Source organism: Streptococcus urinalis 2285-97, from assembly GCF_000188055.2.
Taxonomy (GTDB): domain Bacteria; phylum Bacillota; class Bacilli; order Lactobacillales; family Streptococcaceae; genus Streptococcus; species Streptococcus urinalis.
In genome coordinates, this window is record NZ_AEUZ02000001.1 from 1,784,990 (window position 1) to 1,807,140 (window position 22,151).

22 protein-coding genes and 1 pseudogene are annotated in these 22,151 nt (G+C 35.6%); 2 read left to right on the forward strand and 21 right to left on the reverse strand.

Going from position 1 to position 22,151, the window contains the following annotated elements:
- Positions 1-19 precede the first annotated feature (19 nt).
- From STRUR_RS09105 to STRUR_RS09165, 13 genes and pseudogenes are all read right to left on the reverse strand, one after another.
- A pseudogene (locus STRUR_RS09105) lies at positions 20-469 on the reverse strand (CopY/TcrY family copper transport repressor).
- 417 nt (positions 470-886) lie between these two features.
- Positions 887-1,279, reverse strand: coding sequence for a 30S ribosomal protein S9 (rpsI, locus tag STRUR_RS09110; protein WP_006740440.1), 393 nt, complete (start codon positions 1,277-1,279; stop codon positions 887-889).
- 20 nt (positions 1,280-1,299) lie between these two features.
- A complete protein-coding gene (rplM, locus tag STRUR_RS09115; protein WP_001867156.1) occupies positions 1,300-1,746 on the reverse strand; it encodes a 50S ribosomal protein L13 in 447 nt (148 codons plus the stop codon).
- 178 nt (positions 1,747-1,924) lie between these two features.
- Positions 1,925-2,440: an NYN domain-containing protein gene (locus STRUR_RS09120; RefSeq protein ID WP_006738955.1), complete on the reverse strand. Its 516-nt coding sequence runs from the start codon at positions 2,438-2,440 to the stop codon at positions 1,925-1,927.
- 3 nt (positions 2,441-2,443) lie between these two features.
- Positions 2,444-3,202, reverse strand: coding sequence for a 23S rRNA (guanosine(2251)-2'-O)-methyltransferase RlmB (rlmB, locus tag STRUR_RS09125; RefSeq protein ID WP_006738504.1), 759 nt, complete (start codon positions 3,200-3,202; stop codon positions 2,444-2,446).
- Positions 3,203-3,244: 42 nt separating this feature from the next.
- A complete protein-coding gene (locus tag STRUR_RS09130) occupies positions 3,245-4,054 on the reverse strand; it encodes a hypothetical protein (protein WP_006738716.1) in 810 nt (269 codons plus the stop codon).
- Between the two features lie 85 nt (positions 4,055-4,139).
- The gene (locus STRUR_RS09135) at positions 4,140-4,547 is read right to left on the reverse strand and encodes a Mini-ribonuclease 3 (protein ID WP_006739720.1); all 408 of its coding nucleotides are present in this window, start codon (positions 4,545-4,547) and stop codon (positions 4,140-4,142) included.
- Positions 4,540-5,883 (reverse strand): cysteine--tRNA ligase, encoded by a 1,344-nt coding sequence (gene cysS, locus STRUR_RS09140; RefSeq protein WP_006738870.1) that lies wholly within the window; start codon positions 5,881-5,883, stop codon positions 4,540-4,542. Before cysS ends, STRUR_RS09135 begins: the two co-directional genes overlap by 8 nt.
- A 39-nt stretch (positions 5,884-5,922) precedes the next feature.
- Positions 5,923-6,507, reverse strand: coding sequence for a serine O-acetyltransferase (cysE, locus tag STRUR_RS09145; RefSeq protein ID WP_006739336.1), 585 nt, complete (start codon positions 6,505-6,507; stop codon positions 5,923-5,925).
- Positions 6,508-6,517: 10 nt separating this feature from the next.
- Positions 6,518-7,267 (reverse strand): SseB family protein, encoded by a 750-nt coding sequence (locus STRUR_RS09150; protein ID WP_006740094.1) that lies wholly within the window; start codon positions 7,265-7,267, stop codon positions 6,518-6,520.
- A complete protein-coding gene (gene pnp / locus STRUR_RS09155; RefSeq protein WP_006738417.1) occupies positions 7,254-9,452 on the reverse strand; it encodes a polyribonucleotide nucleotidyltransferase in 2,199 nt (732 codons plus the stop codon). Before pnp ends, STRUR_RS09150 begins: the two co-directional genes overlap by 14 nt.
- A gap of 263 nt (positions 9,453-9,715) precedes the next feature.
- Entirely contained in the window at positions 9,716-9,985 is a 270-nt protein-coding gene (rpsO, locus tag STRUR_RS09160; RefSeq protein WP_003046456.1) for a 30S ribosomal protein S15, read from the reverse strand.
- 158 nt (positions 9,986-10,143) lie between these two features.
- A complete protein-coding gene (locus tag STRUR_RS09165) occupies positions 10,144-11,190 on the reverse strand; it encodes a serine hydrolase domain-containing protein (RefSeq protein ID WP_006739123.1) in 1,047 nt (348 codons plus the stop codon).
- Positions 11,191-11,261: 71 nt separating this feature from the next.
- On the opposite strand from STRUR_RS09165, the gene STRUR_RS09170 reads away from it, so the two are divergent.
- The gene (locus STRUR_RS09170; protein ID WP_006740260.1) at positions 11,262-12,146 is read left to right on the forward strand and encodes a LysR family transcriptional regulator; all 885 of its coding nucleotides are present in this window, start codon (positions 11,262-11,264) and stop codon (positions 12,144-12,146) included.
- On the opposite strand, the gene buk is transcribed toward STRUR_RS09170, so the two are convergent.
- The 8 genes from buk to STRUR_RS09210 all read right to left on the reverse strand — a co-directional run bounded on the left by buk (position 12,143) and on the right by STRUR_RS09210 (position 21,395).
- On the reverse strand, positions 12,143-13,213 hold the full coding sequence (buk, locus tag STRUR_RS09175; RefSeq protein WP_006739804.1) for a butyrate kinase: 1,071 nt from the start codon (positions 13,211-13,213) through the stop codon (positions 12,143-12,145). The two genes, STRUR_RS09170 and buk, sit on opposite strands and share 4 nt — an antisense overlap.
- Entirely contained in the window at positions 13,191-14,141 is a 951-nt protein-coding gene (locus STRUR_RS09180; RefSeq protein ID WP_006739541.1) for a phosphate acyltransferase, read from the reverse strand. Before STRUR_RS09180 ends, buk begins: the two co-directional genes overlap by 23 nt.
- A 65-nt stretch (positions 14,142-14,206) precedes the next feature.
- A complete protein-coding gene (locus tag STRUR_RS09185) occupies positions 14,207-15,256 on the reverse strand; it encodes a PTS sugar transporter subunit IIC (RefSeq protein WP_006740240.1) in 1,050 nt (349 codons plus the stop codon).
- Positions 15,257-15,267: 11 nt separating this feature from the next.
- On the reverse strand, positions 15,268-16,680 hold the full coding sequence (lpdA, locus tag STRUR_RS09190) for a dihydrolipoyl dehydrogenase (RefSeq protein ID WP_006738415.1): 1,413 nt from the start codon (positions 16,678-16,680) through the stop codon (positions 15,268-15,270).
- Positions 16,681-16,684: 4 nt separating this feature from the next.
- A complete protein-coding gene (locus STRUR_RS09195; RefSeq protein WP_006739305.1) occupies positions 16,685-18,004 on the reverse strand; it encodes a dihydrolipoamide acetyltransferase family protein in 1,320 nt (439 codons plus the stop codon).
- A gap of 12 nt (positions 18,005-18,016) precedes the next feature.
- The gene (locus STRUR_RS09200) at positions 18,017-18,994 is read right to left on the reverse strand and encodes an alpha-ketoacid dehydrogenase subunit beta (RefSeq protein ID WP_006739112.1); all 978 of its coding nucleotides are present in this window, start codon (positions 18,992-18,994) and stop codon (positions 18,017-18,019) included.
- Position 18,995: 1 nt separating this feature from the next.
- Positions 18,996-20,093 carry a thiamine pyrophosphate-dependent dehydrogenase E1 component subunit alpha gene (locus STRUR_RS09205; protein WP_006740267.1) on the reverse strand — a complete coding sequence of 366 codons (1,098 nt, stop codon included), beginning with the start codon at positions 20,091-20,093 and terminating at the stop codon, positions 18,996-18,998.
- Between the two features lie 114 nt (positions 20,094-20,207).
- Positions 20,208-21,395 (reverse strand): MFS transporter, encoded by a 1,188-nt coding sequence (locus STRUR_RS09210; protein WP_006740051.1) that lies wholly within the window; start codon positions 21,393-21,395, stop codon positions 20,208-20,210.
- Positions 21,396-21,565: 170 nt separating this feature from the next.
- On the opposite strand from STRUR_RS09210, the gene STRUR_RS09215 reads away from it, so the two are divergent.
- Complete coding sequence (locus STRUR_RS09215; protein WP_006738515.1) at positions 21,566-22,141, forward strand: Crp/Fnr family transcriptional regulator; 576 nt, start codon at positions 21,566-21,568, stop codon at positions 22,139-22,141.
- Positions 22,142-22,151 lie beyond the last annotated feature (10 nt).

Genomic DNA, 22,151 nt, shown 5'->3' on the forward strand with positions numbered 1-22,151 from the left:
TTTAAATTCCTCCTTATGCTTAATGATGATGTAAATGACATTCGCATTGTCCTTCTGGACAATTGCAATCCACTTCTTCTACTGCGAAAGATTTTTTCATCTCTAATATTTTTTCTAGTCGATCTATATCATCGAAGCTTAAAACATGATCTTCAATGATGCTTCCTATTACATTTCCGACTTTCTTATTTCAAATACGGTTAAAAATATCTTCTGCATAATCCCTTACGGCTTCTGTCTCTTCAATATTGGCAGTGTAAATAAACTTTCTACCTTCATGCTCTGTATTTAGTACGCCTTTTCCAACTAATCGACCTAAGATCGTTTTGATAGTGGATTGTGTCCAGTCCATTTTTTCTTGCAATACGGAAATGACTTTTTTACTAGTTACTCGATCATTTGCCCAAACTACACGCATGACTTCCCATTCTGCATCTGTGATATAAGTATTAAATTCTATTGTGCTCATTCTCCTCCCCCCCATATTTGTCTACAGATGTAAACAAATATGTTTAAAATGAGTTTACCATTGTAAACGAATTGTGTCAAGTCTTTTTATTAAATTCTCACTTTTTGATGTCAGTCCCTTAAAACATGCTATTTTTATCATTGATAAATATTAATAGCTAACTTTCCGAAAAATAAGTATTTTCCTGAAACTTTTTTATTTAGTTATAATAGACATTTCTAGATATTTCCATTATGTAGTGGTTGCCATCCAATCAAACATCGCTCTACTTGTTTTCTTGAGGCAACTGTGCATAGCATATCTCTATGCGACTAAAGTCGTTAGAGCTAGCCTAATTGTGTACCGCCAGTTCTCATACAAAAAATACCTTGCAAGTTGCAAAGTATTTTCGTTTGTATTGTGCTTCCCAGCAACGAATTAACGTTTTGAGAATTGTGATGCTTTACGAGCTTTTTTCAAGCCTGGTTTTTTACGTTCAACCATACGTGCATCACGTGTAAGAAGTCCAGCGCGTTTTAATGAATCACGGAAATCTGGGTCAACTTCTAAAAGTGCACGTGAGATACCATGACGTATCGCACCTGATTGACCAGCGTATCCACCACCGATAACGTTAACAAAAACGTCATATGAACCTTCAGTTGAAGTAACTGCAAAAGGTTGGTTGATAACAAGACGAAGGTCTGCGTGTGGGATGTATTCTTCTACATCTTTCTTATTTACAGTAATTTTACCTGTACCTGGTACTAAACGAACGCGTGCAACAGCGTTTTTACGACGACCAGTACCTGTGTATTGTGCTTGTGCCATTATAATATGCTCCTTTCCTCTTAGATAAGTCCTGAGATATCAAGTACTTCAGGTTGTTGTGCAGCGTGAGTGTGCTCACCACCAACGAAGACTTTCAATTTCATACCTTGTGCACGTCCAAGAGTGTTATGTGGAAGCATGCCTTTAACTGATTTTTCAATCAAACGTACAGCATTTTTAGAACGTAGTTCACCTGCTGAAATTTGTTTCAAACCACCTGGGTACATTGAGTGAGTGTAGTAAATTTTATCACTTGCTTTTTTACCAGTTAATTTAACTTTTTCAGCATTGATAACAATTACAAAATCACCAGTATCAGTGTGTGGTGTAAAAGTTGGTTTGTTTTTTCCGCGAAGTACGCTAGCAACTACTGCAGAAAGACGTCCAAGAGGTACATCTGTTGCGTCAACAACGTACCATTTACGTTCAACTTGGCCTGGTTTAGCCATAAAAGTTGTTTTATTCATGATTTCTCCTATACGAATTCGTAATATGTGTTTACAGTTGTGGATGTTCCGGTCCACGAGTTATTTGGAAGGTTCCGGGGCCTTTCAAATGGGGTAAACAATACCGTCTAATATGATACCAAATTTAAAGGCTCAAAGCAAGTACTTTGGGCCTTTAATTCGCTAATTTTAAAAATAATTAATCAATATCATTCATAAATTGACGTAATTGATTGAGTTGATCATTATTAAACGAACCTAGTTTTGGTTTTTTTAAATCAATAGACTGTGACATTTTATCCAAATCAGATTTTACCGTATTTACCCTTTTTTCGAGTTCACGCGCTGATACTCGTAGTGCACCTTGAGAAAAAACAGTCCATTGCTCATTAAGATCACTCGTTGCAACTTCTACCAGATGGATTCCATTATTTAAGTCAGCAGCTAACCGTTCAATATATGAGTCTGCTGTTTCATCTTCTTCAGTAAATATAGTTGTTATCTTATATTGTTCATAACTTTGTCTAACTCCAGGGACATATTGAGCATCAAAGACACAAACAATATCTATATTTTCAAAATGGGCATAATGATTAAGCTTTCTTAATAGTATTTCTCTTGCTTGATCTAATTTATTCGTCTTAAAATATTGTTTTGTTTCTGTCCAAAAAGCTATCATATTATAGCCATCAACCAGTAAAATTCTTTTTTTCATGTTTTAATTGAGTTTGTTGCGAAAAACTTCATACATTAATAGAGCTGCAGCTACACTAGCATTAAGGCTTTGAACATGACCTTCCATTGGAATCGTAATCATTTCATCAACTTGTTTTTTAAGATTTGCAGAAATACCTTTACCTTCATTACCAATAATGAGGACAATTTTTCCACTTGTATTCCACTTATGAGAAGACGTTCCATCCATATCAGTTCCAAAAATCCAATAGCCTTCTTCTTTTAACTTATCCAAAGTTTGGCTTAGATTTGTAACTCTAGCAATTGGAACATATTCAACCGCACCAGTTGAGGTCTTAGCAACCACTGGAGTAACACCTACTGCTCTATGTTTTGGAATAATAATACCACTTACCTTTGTAGCATCAGCTGTTCTCAATATGGATCCAAAATTATGAGGATCCGTAATGCCATCTAAAATCAAAATTAGTGGATTTTCTTCATGTGAAGCTCTACTAATAATACTTTCTAGTTCTGAATAAGCAAATGCTGAGACTCTTAATACGAATCCCTGATGAACTGCACCATCAGTCATCTCTGATAAGGTTTTTTTTGGTGTCCAAGAAATGGAAACTTTTTTCTCTGTTGCCAATGCTTTTATTTTATCTACATTTTTTCCATGTAAGTCATCTTGAATATAGAGTTTATTTGCTGTATTAGCTGTCAAACTTTCTATAACAGCATGAACACCATAAACGATATCAGACGTCTCTTTTTGAGAATTATTATCATATGTTTTCATATCATTATTATATCATGAAACAGAGCTTATCACAGCAAGTCTTTATTTTCTTTTTGGTTTTAAAGAAAGGAGGATAGCCCCAGCAAATCCCAATAACACAATTGCAATGATACTTAAAATGATTTTCTTCAGTAAATGATTTTTTTGTTTTGAGCTAACACTTACTTCATTCATATCCTGCAAGGTCTTTTGATTTTCTTCAACTAAAGGACTAGTCATCTTTTTTTCAACTGAGTTATCATCCTTTATTTTTTTATCAGTTTTATCATTTTTTTGTGATTTTTTTATTTTAGGATTTGGTACAACTATTGAGTCTGAGGAATTAACTTTAATATCATTCTGTTCTTGTTTACTGGAATCATTAAGCTTTTGAGTTGTTTTTTCCTGGTGAATTTCCTTGTCTTTATTTTCGATATGATTTTCGGAATGATCATATCTTACAGCTGAACTTTGACCTTTATACTCCTTTTGATTATCTCTGATTAGAACTGAGACAGTGTACTGGGAATTTGGTAGATGTTTCATATCAAACCAACCGTTAAAATAAGATTGGCCACTTGGAATATCATAACGTAAACTTCCTACAACACTCCCTGTTTCATTTTTCAAAAATAGTTGTGCGGTCGTTCTTTTTTCAACAGATTTTGGTAAATGAACGCTCGCTTCGATAATAGGGCCCGACTGTCTATTTCTCTGTTGAGCTGAAATCATAACGGTGTCTACTGCGTCTTCTTGACTACTTTGTAGTGTATTCTCATCAGTAGCTTCAATACCATAAACTGAATTCATTGGTAAAAATACCGACATCAGAAGTCCCAAAAGTAAAATAGCTCTTTTTGGTTTTCTTAACATTTTTTCTCCTTTTTATTTCTAAACTATCTCTATATCTTTATTCGAAAAAAAATGGAAAAATAATTAAGAAAATAAAAAAGATAGGCTATTTAGCGCTATCTCTATTTTCGATAGTGTTTATACACCAATCGATTAACTCTCTTAGACGATCTTTTTGTAAGGTCATATCTAGATAACCCATAAGAGCTTCAAAGCCAGTTGACATGCGGTAAGTAACGACGTCCGCATTTTTAGCTTTGGTATGACTATTCGTATTACGACCTCTTTTATAAATAGCCATTTCTTTGTCAGTCAACAACCCTTCATCCAACATTGTTTGAATTAAATAAGCTTGTGCTTTTGCAGAAACAAATCGTGTTGCTAAATGATGCAGTTGACTAGGCTTCGTCTTGCCTTGAAATATCAGATACCGTCTAATGAAATAAGAATAAACTGCGTCTCCTTCAAAGGCTAAAGCAATACCATTTATGAGATTAACATCAACATTAGTCACGTGTCCACCTCACCCCGTCTTTGGTGTCTAACAATTTAATGCCTTCTTTCACCAATTGATCACGAATAGCATCTGCTTTGGCAAAGTCTTTTTGCTTTCGTGCCTCCTGACGTTCAGCAATTAGAGCCTCAATATCACTATCTAATACTTCAGTTTCAAAGACAATACCAAATACACTAAGCATCTTTTCAAATTCATCTTTGATTTCTTGATTATAGTGACCCGAATTGATCCATTTTGCAAATTCAAAAATCAATGTAATACCATTTGCAGCATTAAAATCATCATCCATCGCTTCAATAAATTGAGATTTAAAAGATTCTAACTCCATATCATCATGACTAGCAACAAGTGGTTGTTGGTAAGTATTTTTTAGGTATTTGACATTAACTTCTGCATCATGAATGGCTTTTTCGGTAAAATTAATGGGTTTACGATATTGCTGAGTTGCTAAGAAGAACCGTAGCACTTGCCCATCTACTGTTTTTAACATGTCATGCACAGTAATAAAATTGCCCAAAGATTTTGACATTTTTTCATTATCAATATTGACAAAACCATTATGCATCCAATAATGAGCAAATGGTTTCCCAGTTTTTGCTTCAGACTGTGCAATTTCATTGGTATGATGAGGAAATTCTAAATCTGCACCACCACCATGGATATCAATAGTATCTCCTAAAAGTTCTGTCGCCATCACAGAACACTCAATATGCCAACCTGGACGACCTTGTCCCCAAGGACTGTCCCAAGAAATTTCACCTTCCTTCGCAGATTTCCAAAGTGCAAAATCAAGTGGATTTTCTTTTTTTAAGGTTTCGTCATCTGTTCTACCTGAAGCACCAACTTGTAAATCTGCTAATGTTTTATTAGCTAATTGTGCATAATGCTGCGACTTACTAACTCTAAAATAAACATCTCCTTGAGACTCATAGGCAAAACCTTTATCAATCAAGACACTCACAAAATCAATGATTTGAGGCATAAATTCAATGACTCTAGGATTTTGAGTTGCTGGTTTTACACCTAATTTAGCTGTATCTTCTTTAAAAGCAGCAATAAACTTATCCGACAGCTCTTTTGTGGTCATCCCTGCTTCTGCAGCTGCTTTGATTATTTTATCATCAACATCTGTGAAATTTGAAACATAATTTACAGTATAACCACGATATTCAAAGTAGCGACGAATTGTATCAAATGCCACTGTAGAACGGGCATTCCCAATATGAATATAGTTATAAACAGTTGGTCCACAGACATACATGTTAACCACATTTTCCTTGATTGGTTTAAAGTCTTCTAATTGCCTTGTTAAGGTATTATAGATTTTTATCATGTAATGTCCTCTTATTCTTTCTCATTTTAGATAAAATTATTATAACTTAGATGAGTTATAACTAGCTTCACGTCTTTGCTCAATTGTCTCAATTGAAGCAAGATCCTTCTCACCATGAACTCTGACAACTTTGGCAGGAACACCAACAACAGTTAAATCAGATGGAACATCTGTTAACACAACTGCAGCAGCTCCAACTTTAGCATTTTCACCAATTTCAATTGGTCCAATAATTTGTGAATGAGCTGACACCAAAGCACCACGACGAACAGTTGGATGTCGTTTCCCTGTATCTTTACCTGTTCCACCAAGTGTAACACCATGATACAACATCACGCCTTCTTCAATTATAGCAGTTTCACCAATCACTAGACCCGCACCGTGGTCAATGAAAACACCGCTAGCTATTTCAGCACCAGGATGAATTTCTATATTTGTCCAAAAACGCCAAAATTGACTATGCATTCTCGCTAAAAGGCGAAAATGATGTTGCCATAAAAAATGTGACAAACGGTGAGCCGCTAAAGCCTTTACACCAGGATAGGTCAATAAGACTTCGAGACTTGTTCTGGCTGCTGGGTCTTGTTCTTTGACAATGGCAATTGTTTTTTTCCACCATCCCATAGAAACAACCTCAATTATCTATTTCTGACCAGTCAATCAAAATTTGCTGATCATCAAATGGGTTAATAGCGACACCAAAGGTCTCATCAATATCATTTTCCCCATTTCTAGGTTTATAGATATCATCAATTTTCCAAGTCAAAATGGTCCCTTTTCCTCTTCTAAAAGCACCTCCAAAGTCATCTTGGTTGTACCATTTAGCCAGACTTTGTAAGTTTGAAAATGCTGGCACATAGCTCTTCCCTTCAGGAGTAGCCATTGTTGGAAATAGTCGATCATAAAATTGATTATCCTTAGGAAGTACAAAAGCAGGAACAAAATAAAACTTATCCATAGTTTCTGCCGATTGATTATCGTCACTCATCACAGTATTTAAAATAGTTGTGAAGTTATTAATAAATTGAATCATATCAGAACTTTTAAAAATCGTTGAATTTGTAAAATCGCCTACTTTTTTCAAGTTAAAGACAAGTCCAGATAGTCCATTTTTAATGACATCTTCAAGCACAGTTAGCGCAGATTGTTCACGCCAAACTTGGATTTGAGCACTTTCTTGTTCTGTTTTAAATTGATTCAGATCTTTATAGTCTGTAAAGACAGGAACTACCTTTACGCCGTCAACTTCAATAGCATAAAGATCTTTTCCTACTAAAACAGGATATTGATGCAAGGCATTAACTAAACCAACACATTCTAAAAAATTATCTGGTGCATTGATAAATGTCCTTAAACGGAGATCAAGTTCTTTATTTAGTGTCATCTTTATCTTCTTTTTTATTTCTTTGTACAAAGTCTTTTTTAGGAGCTTTGTGACTTTCTTTATCGTCGTCTTGTTTTTCTGGTTTTGGAGGTTTTGGTAGTAAAGCTTTCATTGAAGCATCTACTCTACCTTTATCATCAATCTTGATAACCTTAACATCAACTTCTTCACCAACTTCAAGGACATCCTCAACTTTATTTGTACGTGTCCAAGCGATTTCTGAGATATGAACAAGAGCATCTGTCTTATCAAAAAGATTGACAAAAGCACCAAATTTTTCAATACGGACAACTTTTGCATGGTAGACTTCGCCAACTTTAGCTTCACGAACTAAGCTTTCAATAATCGCTTTTGTTCTATCAATAGCAGATTGATCACTAGAGAAGATTTGAACATTTCCTTCTTCATCAATATCAATTTTAACACCAGTTTCTGCGATAATTTTATCAATAGTTTCGCCACCTTTACCAATGACAACTTTGATTTTATCAACATCAATTTTAACGGTGTCAATTTTGGGAGCTGTTGGTGCCAATTCTGGACGAGGTTCTTTGATAGTAGACTCAATCAAATCAAGAATTTCAAATCTAGCTTTTTTAGCTTGTGCTAATGCTTCTTCTAAGATTTGTGGTGTGATACCTTCAATTTTAATATCCATTTGAAGCGCCGTGATACCATCACGTGTTCCAGCAACTTTAAAGTCCATATCACCAAAGTGATCTTCAAGGCCCTGAATATCAGTCAAAACAGTGTAGTTCTTTCCATCTGAAATAAGACCCATCGCAATCCCAGCAACTGGTGCTTTAATTGGCACACCACCTGCCATTAGGGCTAATGTCCCCGCACAAATTGATGCTTGTGATGACGAACCATTAGATTCTAAAACTTCAGCAACTAATCTAATAGCATATGGGAATTCTTCAATATCTGGTAATACTTGTGCTAAGGCTCTTTCTCCTAGGGCACCGTGTCCAATTTCACGACGGCCTGCTGCACCATAACGACCAGTCTCCCCAACAGAATATTGTGGGAAATTATAATGATGTAAGAAGCGTTTTTTGTATTCTGGCTCAAGACCATCAACAATTTGTGTCTCACCCATTGGTGCCAAAGTCAGAACAGACAATGCTTGTGTTTGTCCTCTAGTAAAAAGTCCAGAACCATGAACTTTTGGTAAAAAGTCAATCTCAGCATCCAAAGGTCTAATTTCATCAATTTTACGACCATCCGGTCTAACCTTATCTTCTGTAATCAATCGTCTGACTTCAGCATGTTCCATTTGTTCAAGAATTTCGATAACATCACGGTTGATTCGCTCAATCTCTGGATCTTCCTCATAACGTTCTGTATATTCTGCAATAACTTGTTCACGAACTGCATTTGTGGCATCTTGACGAGCCAACTTCTCTTCAACTTGAACAGCTTTTGCTAGGCTGCCATAGTACTTATCATTAATTTCTTTTTGTAATTCAGAATCAACTTGCAATAACTCAACTTCGGCCTTTTCTTTACCTACAGCTGCAACAATCTCTTCTTGGAAAGCAATTAACTCTTGAATGGCTTTATGACCAGTTAAAAGAGCCTCAAGCATAACTGATTCTGAAAGTTCTTTTGCACCAGACTCAACCATATTAATGGCTTCTTTGGTACCAGCAACGGTTAATTCTAAACTGGATTTTTCCATTTGGTCTTTGTCAGGATTGATGACAAATTGACCATCAATATAACCTACTTGCACACCGGCAATTGGCCCGTTAAATGGAATATCAGAAATAGATAGTGCTAATGATGATCCAAACATGGCTGCCATTGGTGCACTTGCATTTTCATCATAAGATAAAACAGTGTTAATCACTTGGATCTCATTGCGAAAGCCTTCAGCAAACATCGGACGAATTGGTCGGTCAATTAGTCGTGCCGTTAGAGTGGCATCAGTAGATGGACGACCTTCACGTTTCATAAAACCACCAGGGAATTTCCCTGCAGCATACATTTTTTCCTCATAGTTAACTTGAAGTGGGAAGAAATCCCCAGTTGCCATTTTTTTTGACATAACTGCTGCTGTTAAGACAGTTGAATCTCCATAACGAACGACAGTTGCTCCATTTGCTTGCTTAGCTACTTGACCAATTTCGACAATTAATGGTTTACCAGCAAAAGTCGTTGAAAATGTTTGTTTTGTCATTTTTTCATTTGAAACAAGGCCTATTCCTTAAGTCTCGTTTCTTTCCTCTCTTATTTATTGTCTTTTTTCTACGTTGTTTTGCTACAAAAAACAATCTAGAAGGCATTTCTAAACTCTTCTTTGTATAAAACCACGTATCTCTACTATTTTATCATATTTGACCTAAAATAACACCTTGAAAAAAAGGGTGATTGCTTCTTTTTAGTTCCAAATAAACAAAAAGAACCTCCCAACGGAAGGTTCTGAGAATAGATCACTATCAATTAACGACGTAGTCCTAATGATTGGATTAATTCACGGTAACGGTTAACATCTGTACGACGTAAGTATGCTAATAAGTTACGACGGTGACCAATTTTTTTCATCAAGCCACGGTAAGTTGCGTGGTCTTTTTTGTGCTCTTTAATGTGGTTGTTAAGGTGGTTAATTTCCCATGTAAGAACTGCTACTTGCACTTCTACTGAACCTGTGTCACCTTCATGACGAGCATATTGAGCGATAATTTCATTTTTTTTCTCTTTTGAGATTGCCATAATCATTTTCTCCTTTTATTGCTTCAACCGAGTCTTAGGATTGGCACTCCTAAAACCAAGAAGAAGTTGGTTTGTCTTAAGACTATACTAGTCTATCAGATAATCTTTCTTAGGTCAAGATTTTAAGTTTTAGAATACATCTTCACATAGTTACAAAATCAGCTTAACAAGCTTTCTTCTTTTTCTAGTTCAAATAATATCAAATACATGAGTTGAATACATAATTCAGACTTGGAAACATTATCAGTTGTTCCTGTCAAATAGACATCTAGTTTTGGGCAATAAAAAGCAAAGGCGCCACTTAGTCCAGAATGACCAATAAATGATAATTGATTTTCTTGGTCATATTGCCCCATGACAATTTTCATGTGTCCACCACCATATTGAACAGGTGCATAGTCTCCTTGGAGCGCACGATAATTTTTTAATTCCTGCCAGTGCTTCATATCAAACAAGCGTCCTTCTATAAAAGCTCTGATAAAGACCATTAAGTCAGCAGTCGTTGAAACGCCCCCACCAGCTCCTTGACCACTCGCTATTACTTTTGGTCTATTAAGATAGCCTTTAGTTGTATATAAAGGTGGAATATTATCAAATTCAGTACTGACAAGATAACTATCAGACAAACCTAGCGGTTCCATAATGTATCGATTGACACAATCATCAAGTGACAAATGATAACAATACTCTACAATTTCTCCTAATAAATAGAAATTAATATCAGCATAGTATGCCTCATCACTATCAGGAAGAAAATGCCCCTCAATTTGGCTAACCCAAGAAAGCATATCGTCAATTGTGTAAGAAAAATCCTCAGCTGCAATTCGTTCTTTTAATAAAATGGGTTCTTCCAAAAAGACATTCCCGAAACCACTTCGTTGATAAAGCAAGTTTTTAACTGTCAAAAAAGCTGTCTGGTCCTTACCATGAATACAAAGACTATTTTTTAACTTTTCTTTTGGAATGAAATCGGTTACAATACTATTGTAATGCAATTTATTAGAATCAATTAATTGTAAGATTAAAGTGGTAACCCATAATTTAGAAACACTGGCCAACAAGAATGGTGTTTTTTCAATCATTCCACCATGTTCAAATTGGGCTGTTTCATGGCCGTCACCCTTTTGAATCTTAATGATCGCTTTTGGTAATTTATTTTTTTCAATAAAATTTTGGAAAAGTAAATTTAATGTTTTGGTTTTCACCACTAATTACCCCCATATTAAATAAAGATAGAATACAGCTATTAGTCACTAAAAAATGAAAAAGAGAAATTATGGATATTAGACAACTTTCCTACTTTTTAACCATTGCAAAAACTCAGAATTATTCTCATGCTTCAAAGATATTATTTGTCTCACAACCAGCTTTAAAACAATCTATTTCAAAGTTAGAAGAAGAATTAAATACACAGCTTTTTATATACAATGATCATAGACTTCATCTTACGAGTACTGGTCAAACTCTTTTTGAAAGAGGTGAACCTATTCTCAAAGAATTTAATCAACTTGTTTATGATTTACAAAATAATTCTGACGACAAACACCAAGAAATAACAATTGGCGTTACTTTTTTGACCATGTTACAATTTATGGATCAAATATCTCAGTTTATCCGTAATAATCCAGCTGTCAATGTCAAGATTGTTGAAGAAGGTTCCATGAAACTCCAACAATTAATCGTTGATGAAGAAGTTGATGTTGCCATTTTATCTTATCCCCAAATTGAACATGATATTATTATTGATCCTATTGCTATAAATCACTCTTCTTATTCTGCTTGCATTGTTGTTCCAAATGATCACCCATTAGCTAACAAAGATTTTGTCGTTTTTAAAGATTTAAAAGGGTATAACATTGCTAGCTTAAGCGATCATTTCTCCTTGGGAGAATTCACCAAAAAACGTTGTCGCGAATTAGGCTTTGCAAATCAAGTCATACTGACACATGATGATTTTGAAATTTTATTACACAGTTTAGAGAAGCTAGATGCTATTACAATATTACCTAAAGAATTAGAAACATTTAGTCCCATTTCCAGCTTAGCTTGGATTCCACTTCATGATATTAATAGTTTTTATAAACAAGGTCTTGCATACCGCAAACATTTATCTAGTAACTATCTGGTTATCAATCAATTTATCGAAGCTATCAAGCACTAATTCTCATGTTCAAACTCTAGCACTTGGTAGGATTCTGTTTTGTTATAAACCCGTAAGCCACCTAATGCCAGTGCCTCTAGTTCAAATTCTCCAGGAAAAGCTTTGAAGGGACCTATAAAAGCAGTTCTTTCTGCAACTTTTTGACATAAGGCTTCAGAATACGCCATACCACCCGTTAGGCAGACCATGTCAATTGGACCATTAACACTGACTGCTAAGGTTGCCAGTGTCTTTGCTATGCCAAGTGCCAGAGCATCAAAAACCAAAGCTGCATCTTTGTCCCCAGCAGCTATTTTTGCTTCAACTTCTCGTAAATCTGCTGTTTGACATAAGGATTGCAGTCCTGCTTTTTTTCTTACTAAAACGCTAAAATCATCTAAGCCAATTTCTTTAATGACTTTTACCATGGCTTTTATTGGCATTCCCCCTGAACGCTCGGCAGAAAACATGATTTCATCATCTGAGACAAAGTCTACAATGTGTCCTTTTTCATGTGCACTAGCACTTGATCCACCCCCAACATGAGCGATGACTAAGTTAACATTATCATAAGGTTTTCCAAGTTCTTCTGCAGCTTTTCTAGCAACAGCTCGCATATTCAAATGATGTCCTGTAGACGTTCTTTCCACATTTTTTAGACCCGTTATGCGAGAAACAGCTCGCATAGAATCTACAGTTACAGGATCATAAACATATGCAGCTTTTTGATTACCATATTTTGACATGAGTGCTTTTGCTAATTTTGCTCCTAGATTTGATGGGTGTTCTAAAACGGGATGATATTGTAAATGATTTATCAAGGCATCATTGGCTAGAATTGCACCAGATTTTACTGGACCAATCAAACCACCACGACCAACGGCTAAATCAATTGTTGAAACGTGATGTCTGAGTAATAAATCTTCAATATCTTTTAAGCGTATATCAAATTGGTCAAAAACATGTGGAAAAGAATCTAAATCTTGGCTGTCATAAATAATCTCATCTTTCCAAACACATTTTTCATCTTTGTATAAAGCCAATTTTGTTGAAGTTGCTCCAGGATTAATTGCCAATATTGTTGTCATTGTGCACTCCTCCGACTCTTTCATGTGTCATGATAATTTGTGATAACAAAATAGATGCGTATTTTTCTTCAAAACTTGAGCTTCTAGATGTAATAATAACTGGTACACTTGCACCCATAATCAGTCCAGCCATTTCAGAGCCACCAAATAAGGTCAATGCCTTAGACATAATATTTCCAGTTACAATATCTGGAGCAAATAAAATATCAGCGTCACCTTGAATATCTCCTTGGTATTCTTTTTCGTTTGCACTTTCTTTTGATAAGGATAAATCAATAGACAAAGGTCCTTCTACACTAAAGTCTTTACTTTCTTGATATTCCATAGCTAATTCTGATTCCATAACAGATGATGGCAATTTAGGGATAATATTTTCTGCTGCCGATAATAAGGAAACTTTTGGATGATCTACATGTAAAGCAGTCATTACCTCTACTGCATTTTCAATGATGACTCTTGAAGTGGGCTTGTCTGGTTGTAAGATAAGTCCACCATCAGTAACAGCAATTAATTTTTCTAAACTTGGCATTGATAAAACGGCCACGTGTGATAATACGTCAGCTTTACGAATACCTGTTTCTTTGTTAACAACTTCCTTCAACACCTTACCAGTAGGAATATGCCCTTTTAAAATAGCATCCCCTTTACCTTGACGAACAAGCTCAATACCTTTAAAAGCAGCTTCTTGATCATCTTGAGTTGGAATAATTTGGTAATAGGCTTCATCAATAGCAAAAGCTTTTAATTTTTCATGAAGTTTTTCCTGATTATCTAGCAAATAAGCATAGACTCGTTTTTCTTTAACTGCTTGTTCGATACAGGCTAAAACTTCGTCATCTGCTGCTTTTATGACAACAAGATTTATAGGTGTTTGAACATCTTTTAACTCTGGACGTCTTTGCATCAACATATCTATTAGTAACGACATTTTTTCTCCTAACTGAAAATGGGATACAATGATTCAACTGAATCTTAGATGTATCCCCTTTTTTACTAAATATCTAGTTTATAATCTTCCGGCTTAACTACATGAAGAACATTCATAAAGAGGTGTTTGAACAAGAACCCAAATAGTACAGGTCCTCCCATAAAAACAAGTAAGGTAATCAATATATTCACAAGTGACCAACCACCTTTAACAAGATTTAAATGGTTAATAGGACCAACCAGACCACTAAAACCAAAACCTGCACTCATGGGTGTTCCTTGGATATTAAAGAGATAAGCTAAAATACCACAAACAGCGGCAGAACAGATGATCGGCAATAAGATTTTTGGATTTTTTACCCACACCGGCATCGAAATTTTAGGTGATCCTAAAAAATGCGCTAAGGCTGTTCCATGAGTATTAACAGTCCAGCCAAGAATTGCAAAACCAAAACCAGTTGCACAAATACCAACATTAGCAGCACCAGAGCCAAGTCCTGCCAGTGATATATCCAAGGCAATCCCTACAGTAGTAATCGGTGTCACAATCAATAAGCCAAAAACAATAGCAATCAAGATACACATGAATAAGGGTTGTAAATGTAATAATTGAGCTGTTCCAATACCAATCCATTTTGTAATCATTGAAACATATGGCAATAAGAAGCGACCAAATAAGCCAACCACTAACATCATTAATGGTGGAATTACTAGTATGGTATAAGCTTTCAAGCCATTACCTACCCATAATATCAATGCTGCACCAATGGCTGCAGTGATCATCATGTTAATAATATCACCTGTTCCTGCCATTATTAACATGCCACCCTTAGATGAAATAGAACCAGCTGCAAATAGTGTTGCAAGGCCAAGTGATGCTGATTGTATGGGATTAAATTTAAAATTAACGCCAACCATTGTGCCACAGACAAGTCCCATAACGGCATTGGACATGCTAAGACCCCATGCTAAGGGTGCCAAAAATGGCATCGAAGGTATGATTACTTTGACTAATTCAGACAATAAGGCTCCTGGAATGAGCACCACTACTGCTCCAGTCGCAATGCCATTCAAAACATTCATAGCAAATGCTTTTGCTGTTATTTTATTTTCCATAGTTATCTCCTCTACTGATGGATTCCTTGACCCAGCAATATTTCACTAGCATCCATAACCATTTCAGAAAGGCTAGGATGATTATGAATGGTTAAAGTCAGATCTTCTGCTGTCATTAGATTCTCAATAGCTAATGTGATTTCTGCAATTAATTCACTCGCCCCTTGACCAACCATTTGTGCCCCAATAATTCGATTGTCTTTTTTATCTGCTACTAGTCGAAGAAATCCAGATGTGTTTTCCATTGAAAGAGCCCGGCCATTACTTGCAAATTTAAAAGTGGCAAGCTTAGTATCAATACCTTCTTTTGTAGCAGCCACCTTTGTCAATCCAACAGTAGCAATTTCAGGTTGAGTATAGGCAACTGTCGGAATGACCAGATAATCATTTGCAACACCTTCTACTTGTGAGATAGCTTCAGCGGCAATCTTTGCATCAAAAGAAGCTTTATGAGCTAGTGAGGGACCTTTTGTAATATCTCCAATAGCATAAATATGTTTTTGATTTGTCTGCATTTGTTCATTTACTGGAATAAAACCACGCTCATCTAATTCAATTCCAGAAAGTTCTATTGAAAGATTATCAGTGTTTGGCCTGCGACCAACAAGTACTGCAATTTTGTCTGCAAGGATTTCTTCTTCCTTATCGTCTTTTTGGTAAAAGAGGTGTAAACCATCTTTTTTCTTTTCAAAGTGACTTGCTTTTGCTTGTGTTATTATGGTCATTCCTAGTTTTTCAGCTTGTAATAAAACTGGTTTAACTAGGTCACTTTCAAAATTGCTAAGAACTCTGTCTAAACCTTCAAGCACGGTTACATGACTTCCTAAATTGGCATATGCCATAGCTAATTCCATACCAATATAGCCACCACCTATAATCGCTAATTCTTTAGGAATTTCATTCAAATTTAACAGTCCACTTGAATCTAAAATATCGTCACTAAATGGAAAGGATTTTAATGCTATTGGACGCCCACCTACTGCTAAGATAAGGTCTTTAAAGCGATAAGCTTCTCCCAATCCATCTTCTGGTGTGACAAAGATGGTATCCTTAGATACAAAATGTGCCTCTCCTTTTACAATGGTTACTTTATTTTTCTTTAACAGAGTCTCAACACCTGTCGTTAATTTGGAAACGACGTCTTGATTTTTCCAATTTTGGACTTCTGAAAAATCTAAATTAGAATCCCCATAAGTCAATCCATAGGATGTTTTTTCTTTCGTTTTGGCATATTCTTGTCCCACATGGATGAGGGCCTTGGAAGGGATACAGCCAACATTTAAGCAAACTCCTCCAATTGATTCTTTTTCAATAATAACTACTTTTTGACCAAGTTGTGCCGCACGTATAGCTGCCACATAACCACCAGGCCCTGAACCAATGACGACTGTTTCTACTTCATTTGTAAATCCACCAACTACCATACAATCACCCCTCTGCTAATAATAAGTCTGGGTCGTTAAGATAGCTCTTAAGAAGGTTAATGGCCTTTTGGACATAAACACCATCTACTGCTCTATGATCAAATGCAAATGATATTTTCATGACATTTTTTAATACAGGATTACCTTCTTCATCTGGAAGAAAGACTTTATCTATACGACCAACATTTAGAATAGCAACTTCTGGTAAATTTATGATTGGTGTTGACCAAACACCTGCTGTTGCTGCAGCACCAACATTTGTCAATGATATAGACCCTTTTCCCATATCTGATGAGGAAAGTTTTCCTTCACGTGCTTTTTCAGAAATTGCTGTAATTTCTTGTGCAATATCAAATAAACTTTTACGTTCGGCATGACGAATCATTGGAACCATCAAGCCACGAGGTGTATCTGTAGCAACACCAATATTATAATATTGGTGGTGTGACAACTCATTTTTATCCATATCAATAGACACATTGAGATCTGGGAAGCGTTTTAACATTCCAACAAGTGCTTTGACAAGGTATGGAGTAAAGGTTAATTTGATATCTTTTTGCTTAGCAATCTCTTTCATTTTATTTCGGTGAGCGACTAAGGCATCTACTTCTACTTGATCAAAAACAGTCACTTGCGCAACTTCCTGACTACTTTTTGCTAGTGCATCAGCAATAGTCCGTCTGATTGCTGGTATTTTTTCGACTAGTTCAGGATAAGTTTCATTTGTTAAACTTCCTCTACTTTCTGTTTCTTCTGATGGAGCTTCAGTTTTTTGACTGGTTTGTTTCACTTCAGATTGACTAGCATTTTGACCAGATGTCAAAAAGCGATCAATATCTTCAATGGTTATTTTGCCATGGTTTCCTGTTCCTTCTACCATGCTTAGATCAACCTGTTTTGTCCTAGCATATTTACGAACACGTGGTACTGCAAGCTGTCTCACATCTATTGATGTGTTAGTTGTTCCTATTTTTTCTTCATTCTCTACATCTTTTTTAGTTTCTACTTCAACTTCTGGTGTTGCTTTTAAGTCTTCATTTGATTGTGGTTGTTTTTCACTATTTGAGGTTACTGTTTTAAGCTCTTTTTCAGATTCGGCTATTTCTGCTATAGGCTGTCCAACTATCCCTGTCTCTCCAGCTTCCACATATATTTTGGCTAGATAACCTGTTATCGGACTTGGTAATTCTACAACTGCTTTATCACTTTCTATTTCAAGTAATGTTTGGTCTTCAATAACTTTATCACCCACATTGGATGCCCAAGACATAATGACACTTTCATGTGTGCCTTCTCCAGCGTCCGGTAAAATATATTGATACATTTTTTTCTCCTTCTAAAAATCTACTGTTTCTTTAGCTTTTAAAACAATATCTTCAACACTTGGCATCCAGTCTTCTTCAGCAAGTCCGAATGGGAAAATGGTATCAGGCGCTGTTACCCGTGCAAGTGGTGCATCCAAATCCATAAAATTACGTTCACTAATTTCAGACATTACTTGACCTGCAGTACCTGCTTGCCTTTGTGCTTCTTGCATAACAACTGCCCTGTGCGTTTTAGCAACTGAAGCCGTAATGGTTTCATAATCAACAGGTGAAACTGTTCTTAAATCAACAATTTCTGCACTAATACCTTCTTTTTCCAAAATATCAGCAGCTTGCATAGCTAATTGAATCATCAAGCCATAGCCAATCAAAGTCACATCCTTACCTTCTCTGACAACATTTGCTTTATCTAGAGGAACAGTATAATAACCTTCAGGTACTTCATCTTTAACTGTGCGGTAAAGGCGTAGATGTTCTAAGAAGAATACTGGATCTTTTGATTCAATGGCTGACAGTAATAAACCTTTTGCATCATAAGCTGATGAAGGAATAACAACTCGTAATCCTGGAATTTGTGCAAACATGCCTTCTAAACTATCAGAATGTAATTCAGGTGTGTGAACCCCTCCACCATATGGGGCACGAATTGTGATTTGTGCATCCCTACTGCCACCAGAACGATACCGTTGTCTAGGTATTTGTGTAATAAGTGCATCCATTGCTTCTACAACAAAGCCTGAGAATTGAATTTCAGGGATTGGTAAAAATCCTTCTTGTGCTAATCCAACAGACATATGAAGAATACCTGACTCAGCTAGAGGCGTATCAAAAACACGATTCTTCCCAAACTGATCTTGCATGCCTGATGTAATACGGAAAACACCACCATTTTTACCAACATCTTCTCCAAAAATCAAGGCATTTTCATGTTTTTTCATTGCTTCATTTAATCCGTCTGTCACGGCTTGAGCTAAAGTTAAAATTGGCATTTTAATTTTCCTCCTTAGCATTGTAAACGTCTATTTGTTCTTTAATATTTTGTGGTTGATCATCATACATGAAATTTAAAAATTCTGTTACTTTCTGAGGTTGTGCTTTAGCCATTTCTGCTAATGCCTCTTTTGCTTGTGTCTTCACTTCTTCATAGATGTCATCTGTTTTTTCTTGATTCCACAAACCACGTTTTGTTAAATAATTTCCTAATCTGATAAGAGGATCTTTTTTACGCCAAATTTCAACTTCTTCATCTGAACGATACCGTTTTGGATCATCTGACATAGTATGAGGACCAAAACGATAGGTCATATTTTCAATGAGAATTGGTCCATTTTCAATAGCATATTGACGGGCTTTTTTGACTGCAAAATAGACTGCAACTGGGTCCATTCCATCAACACGAATGGCAGGTATACCAGCAGCAACTGCTTTTTGAGCTAAGGTTTCTGCTTTTGTTTGACTTGAAGTCGGTACAGAGATTCCATAGCCATTATTTTGCACAACTGCTACTAAATTAGCTTTGAAAACACCAGCAAAATTTAATGCTTCATAAAAATCACCTTGAGAAGTCGCTGAGTCACCACAAAGTGACAAGGCAATTTGTTTTTCACCTTTCATTTGTTTTGCAATTCCATTTCCTAAGGCTTGGATTATAGTACCACCAACAATTACATTTGGAGAATACATATGAAGGTCTTTTGGATAATCATTTGCAATGTAATGACCTTTATACCATAAGAATGCTTGGGACAATGTCATGCCAAATTTGACACCCGCAAAGACATCGCGGTAAGTTGGTGCAAAAACATCATTTTTATCCAAAGCTAGGACACTACCATACTGGCTAGCTTCTTGTCCACCACCCGGAGCATAATTACTAAGAGCGCCCTGTCTATTGAGTAAGATGACACGTTCATCAATGGCACGCCCCCAAGAAATAGCTTCCATGAGGTTAATCAACTCGTCATCGGTTAGTTGAGAAAGTGCTTCCTGATCAACTACCTCACCTTCTTCATCCAAAATTTGATACATAGGAAAATTATCCCTATATGTTGAAACAAGTTCTGCAAAGTTTAATTCGCTTATTTTCATTATTTTGTTCCGTCCTTTCGATATTTATGATAGCGCTTTCTTTTTGGTCGGTAAACTTCTTATTTCTTATAGTGCTATAAGAAATAGTAGACTCAAACAAAAAAAGAACAGCTTTCACTGTCTTTTTTGTGATGACTTCAATATTGATCTCTGAGTTTGTATAAAAAGAAAGCCAGCTAATAAGAGACTCAAACAGCCAAATACTAGATAGGCAAATAAATTATTAGCTTTGATTTGCCAAATCAGTTGTAAAACAAGTGCTGATCCTCCACCACCAATATTACAACCAATTAAAATAAGCGTTGTCGCAGTTGTCAATTGTTGTGTCGTCATTTTTTCTGAAATGGTATAAAAAACCTTTGTAACACCTAAACTGTAAACGAGTCCAATTATCAACGCCCCTACTGTAATACCCGTTAAAGAGTAGCCTTGCCATAGTATTAACATACCTAATCCTATTAAAAAGGCAATAACAGACATAAAATAATGACCAAGCTTTCTCAAAGCACAGTTGAAGAAGAATCCTGAGACAATTCCCATTAGCATCATCAAACTCAAAATTAAACTAGATTCTTGTGGATTTCCTAAACCCAATTCTTCAATAACAACTGGAATTCTAAGTGTCACAGCAGTATTTACTAAAATCAAAAATCCTGCATAAAATGCCATCCCAGACAGATACATCAATTGACTTTTTGTCATTTTTTCGTTGTTTTCCGAATTTAGCTTGCTGACATTCTTACTTGGTTCTGGCATTCTAGCTACAATAGTAAGGAAAAGAATCAGTATTAATAAAGCAAAAAGATAAATCAAAAAAGCCTTATCCCAACCAAAAGAGACTAAAAATCCTGAAATCATTGTAAAGATAGCCGATCCTAGTACTTCAGCTGAACCTCTGTAACCGAGCATTTTACTGCGTTCACTACCACTATAATGCTCACTAATCAAATTAATAGCTTTAGCATTAATGAGACCTATTCCAGCTCCTAAAATAAGCCTTGATAAAAAAACAATAGGAAAGGCAGTGAAAAAAGCTGGTAGTGAGCCACCTAAAGCTAACAAAATCAGCCCTAATGAAATTATTATTTTTTCCGAAAGGACATGGCTTAACAAAGGACTAAGCAATAAAACAGCTAGAATGATAAAGGAAGGAAGTGAAATCAACAGCTCAACTTGACTTCCAGAAATACCTTTAGTTTCATAATAAGCCATCATTTGTGGCAGAGCTGGTGCGACCGCAAATGTTGAGACTAGCATTAATGATAAACTTAATAAACTCATTTTTTCAATAATTGACTTCATGGTAATTCCTTAATTGCTTTTTTTAATTTTGTTCAGTATAATCAATTGCAAGAAATAAAAATAGGACCTATGTCATATATGATGAAATTATCAAAAGATGCTTCTTTATTAAAATCTTATATTGAACACTATCAATTGAGTACTTTTTTCCAGAGTATTATCATAAAGATTTGCAGTTAGTCCATTTCCAAAAAGGTGATTTTGTCTGTCTTCAAGGACAAGCACTGGATTTTTTAGCTTTTTTGGTATCTGGTCGACTAAAAGCTGTTAGTCAACTCGAAAATGGAAAAGAACATATCATTGAAACTTTGGAACCTTCTGCTATTATCGGTGATATTGAACTCTTACTTGATCAAAAAGCCTCTTTGTCTATTATTGCTATGAAGGATTGCAGTTTAGTTTTGCTACCAATTACTGAAAAAGATAGTCTTTTTAAAGATGCTTTATTTTTATATCATCTTAGTCGTAATTTGGCACAAAACCTTTACAAACAGTCCATTACCACAACAGCAAATGTCTTATATTCTGTTAAAGAAAGACTTGCTACTTACATTCTAGAAGAAGAACAAGATCTTTTTTTCCAATTAGATTTAAGTGATTTAGCAGATCAATTTGGAACTTCCTATAGACACTTACTACGTGTCATCAAGCAATTCATTGACTTAGGTGTTATTACTAAAATAGCTTATAAGCAATATTACATTTGTGATTTAACTTTTCTTAAATCACTACAAATCAAGAACTGAGAATACTTTT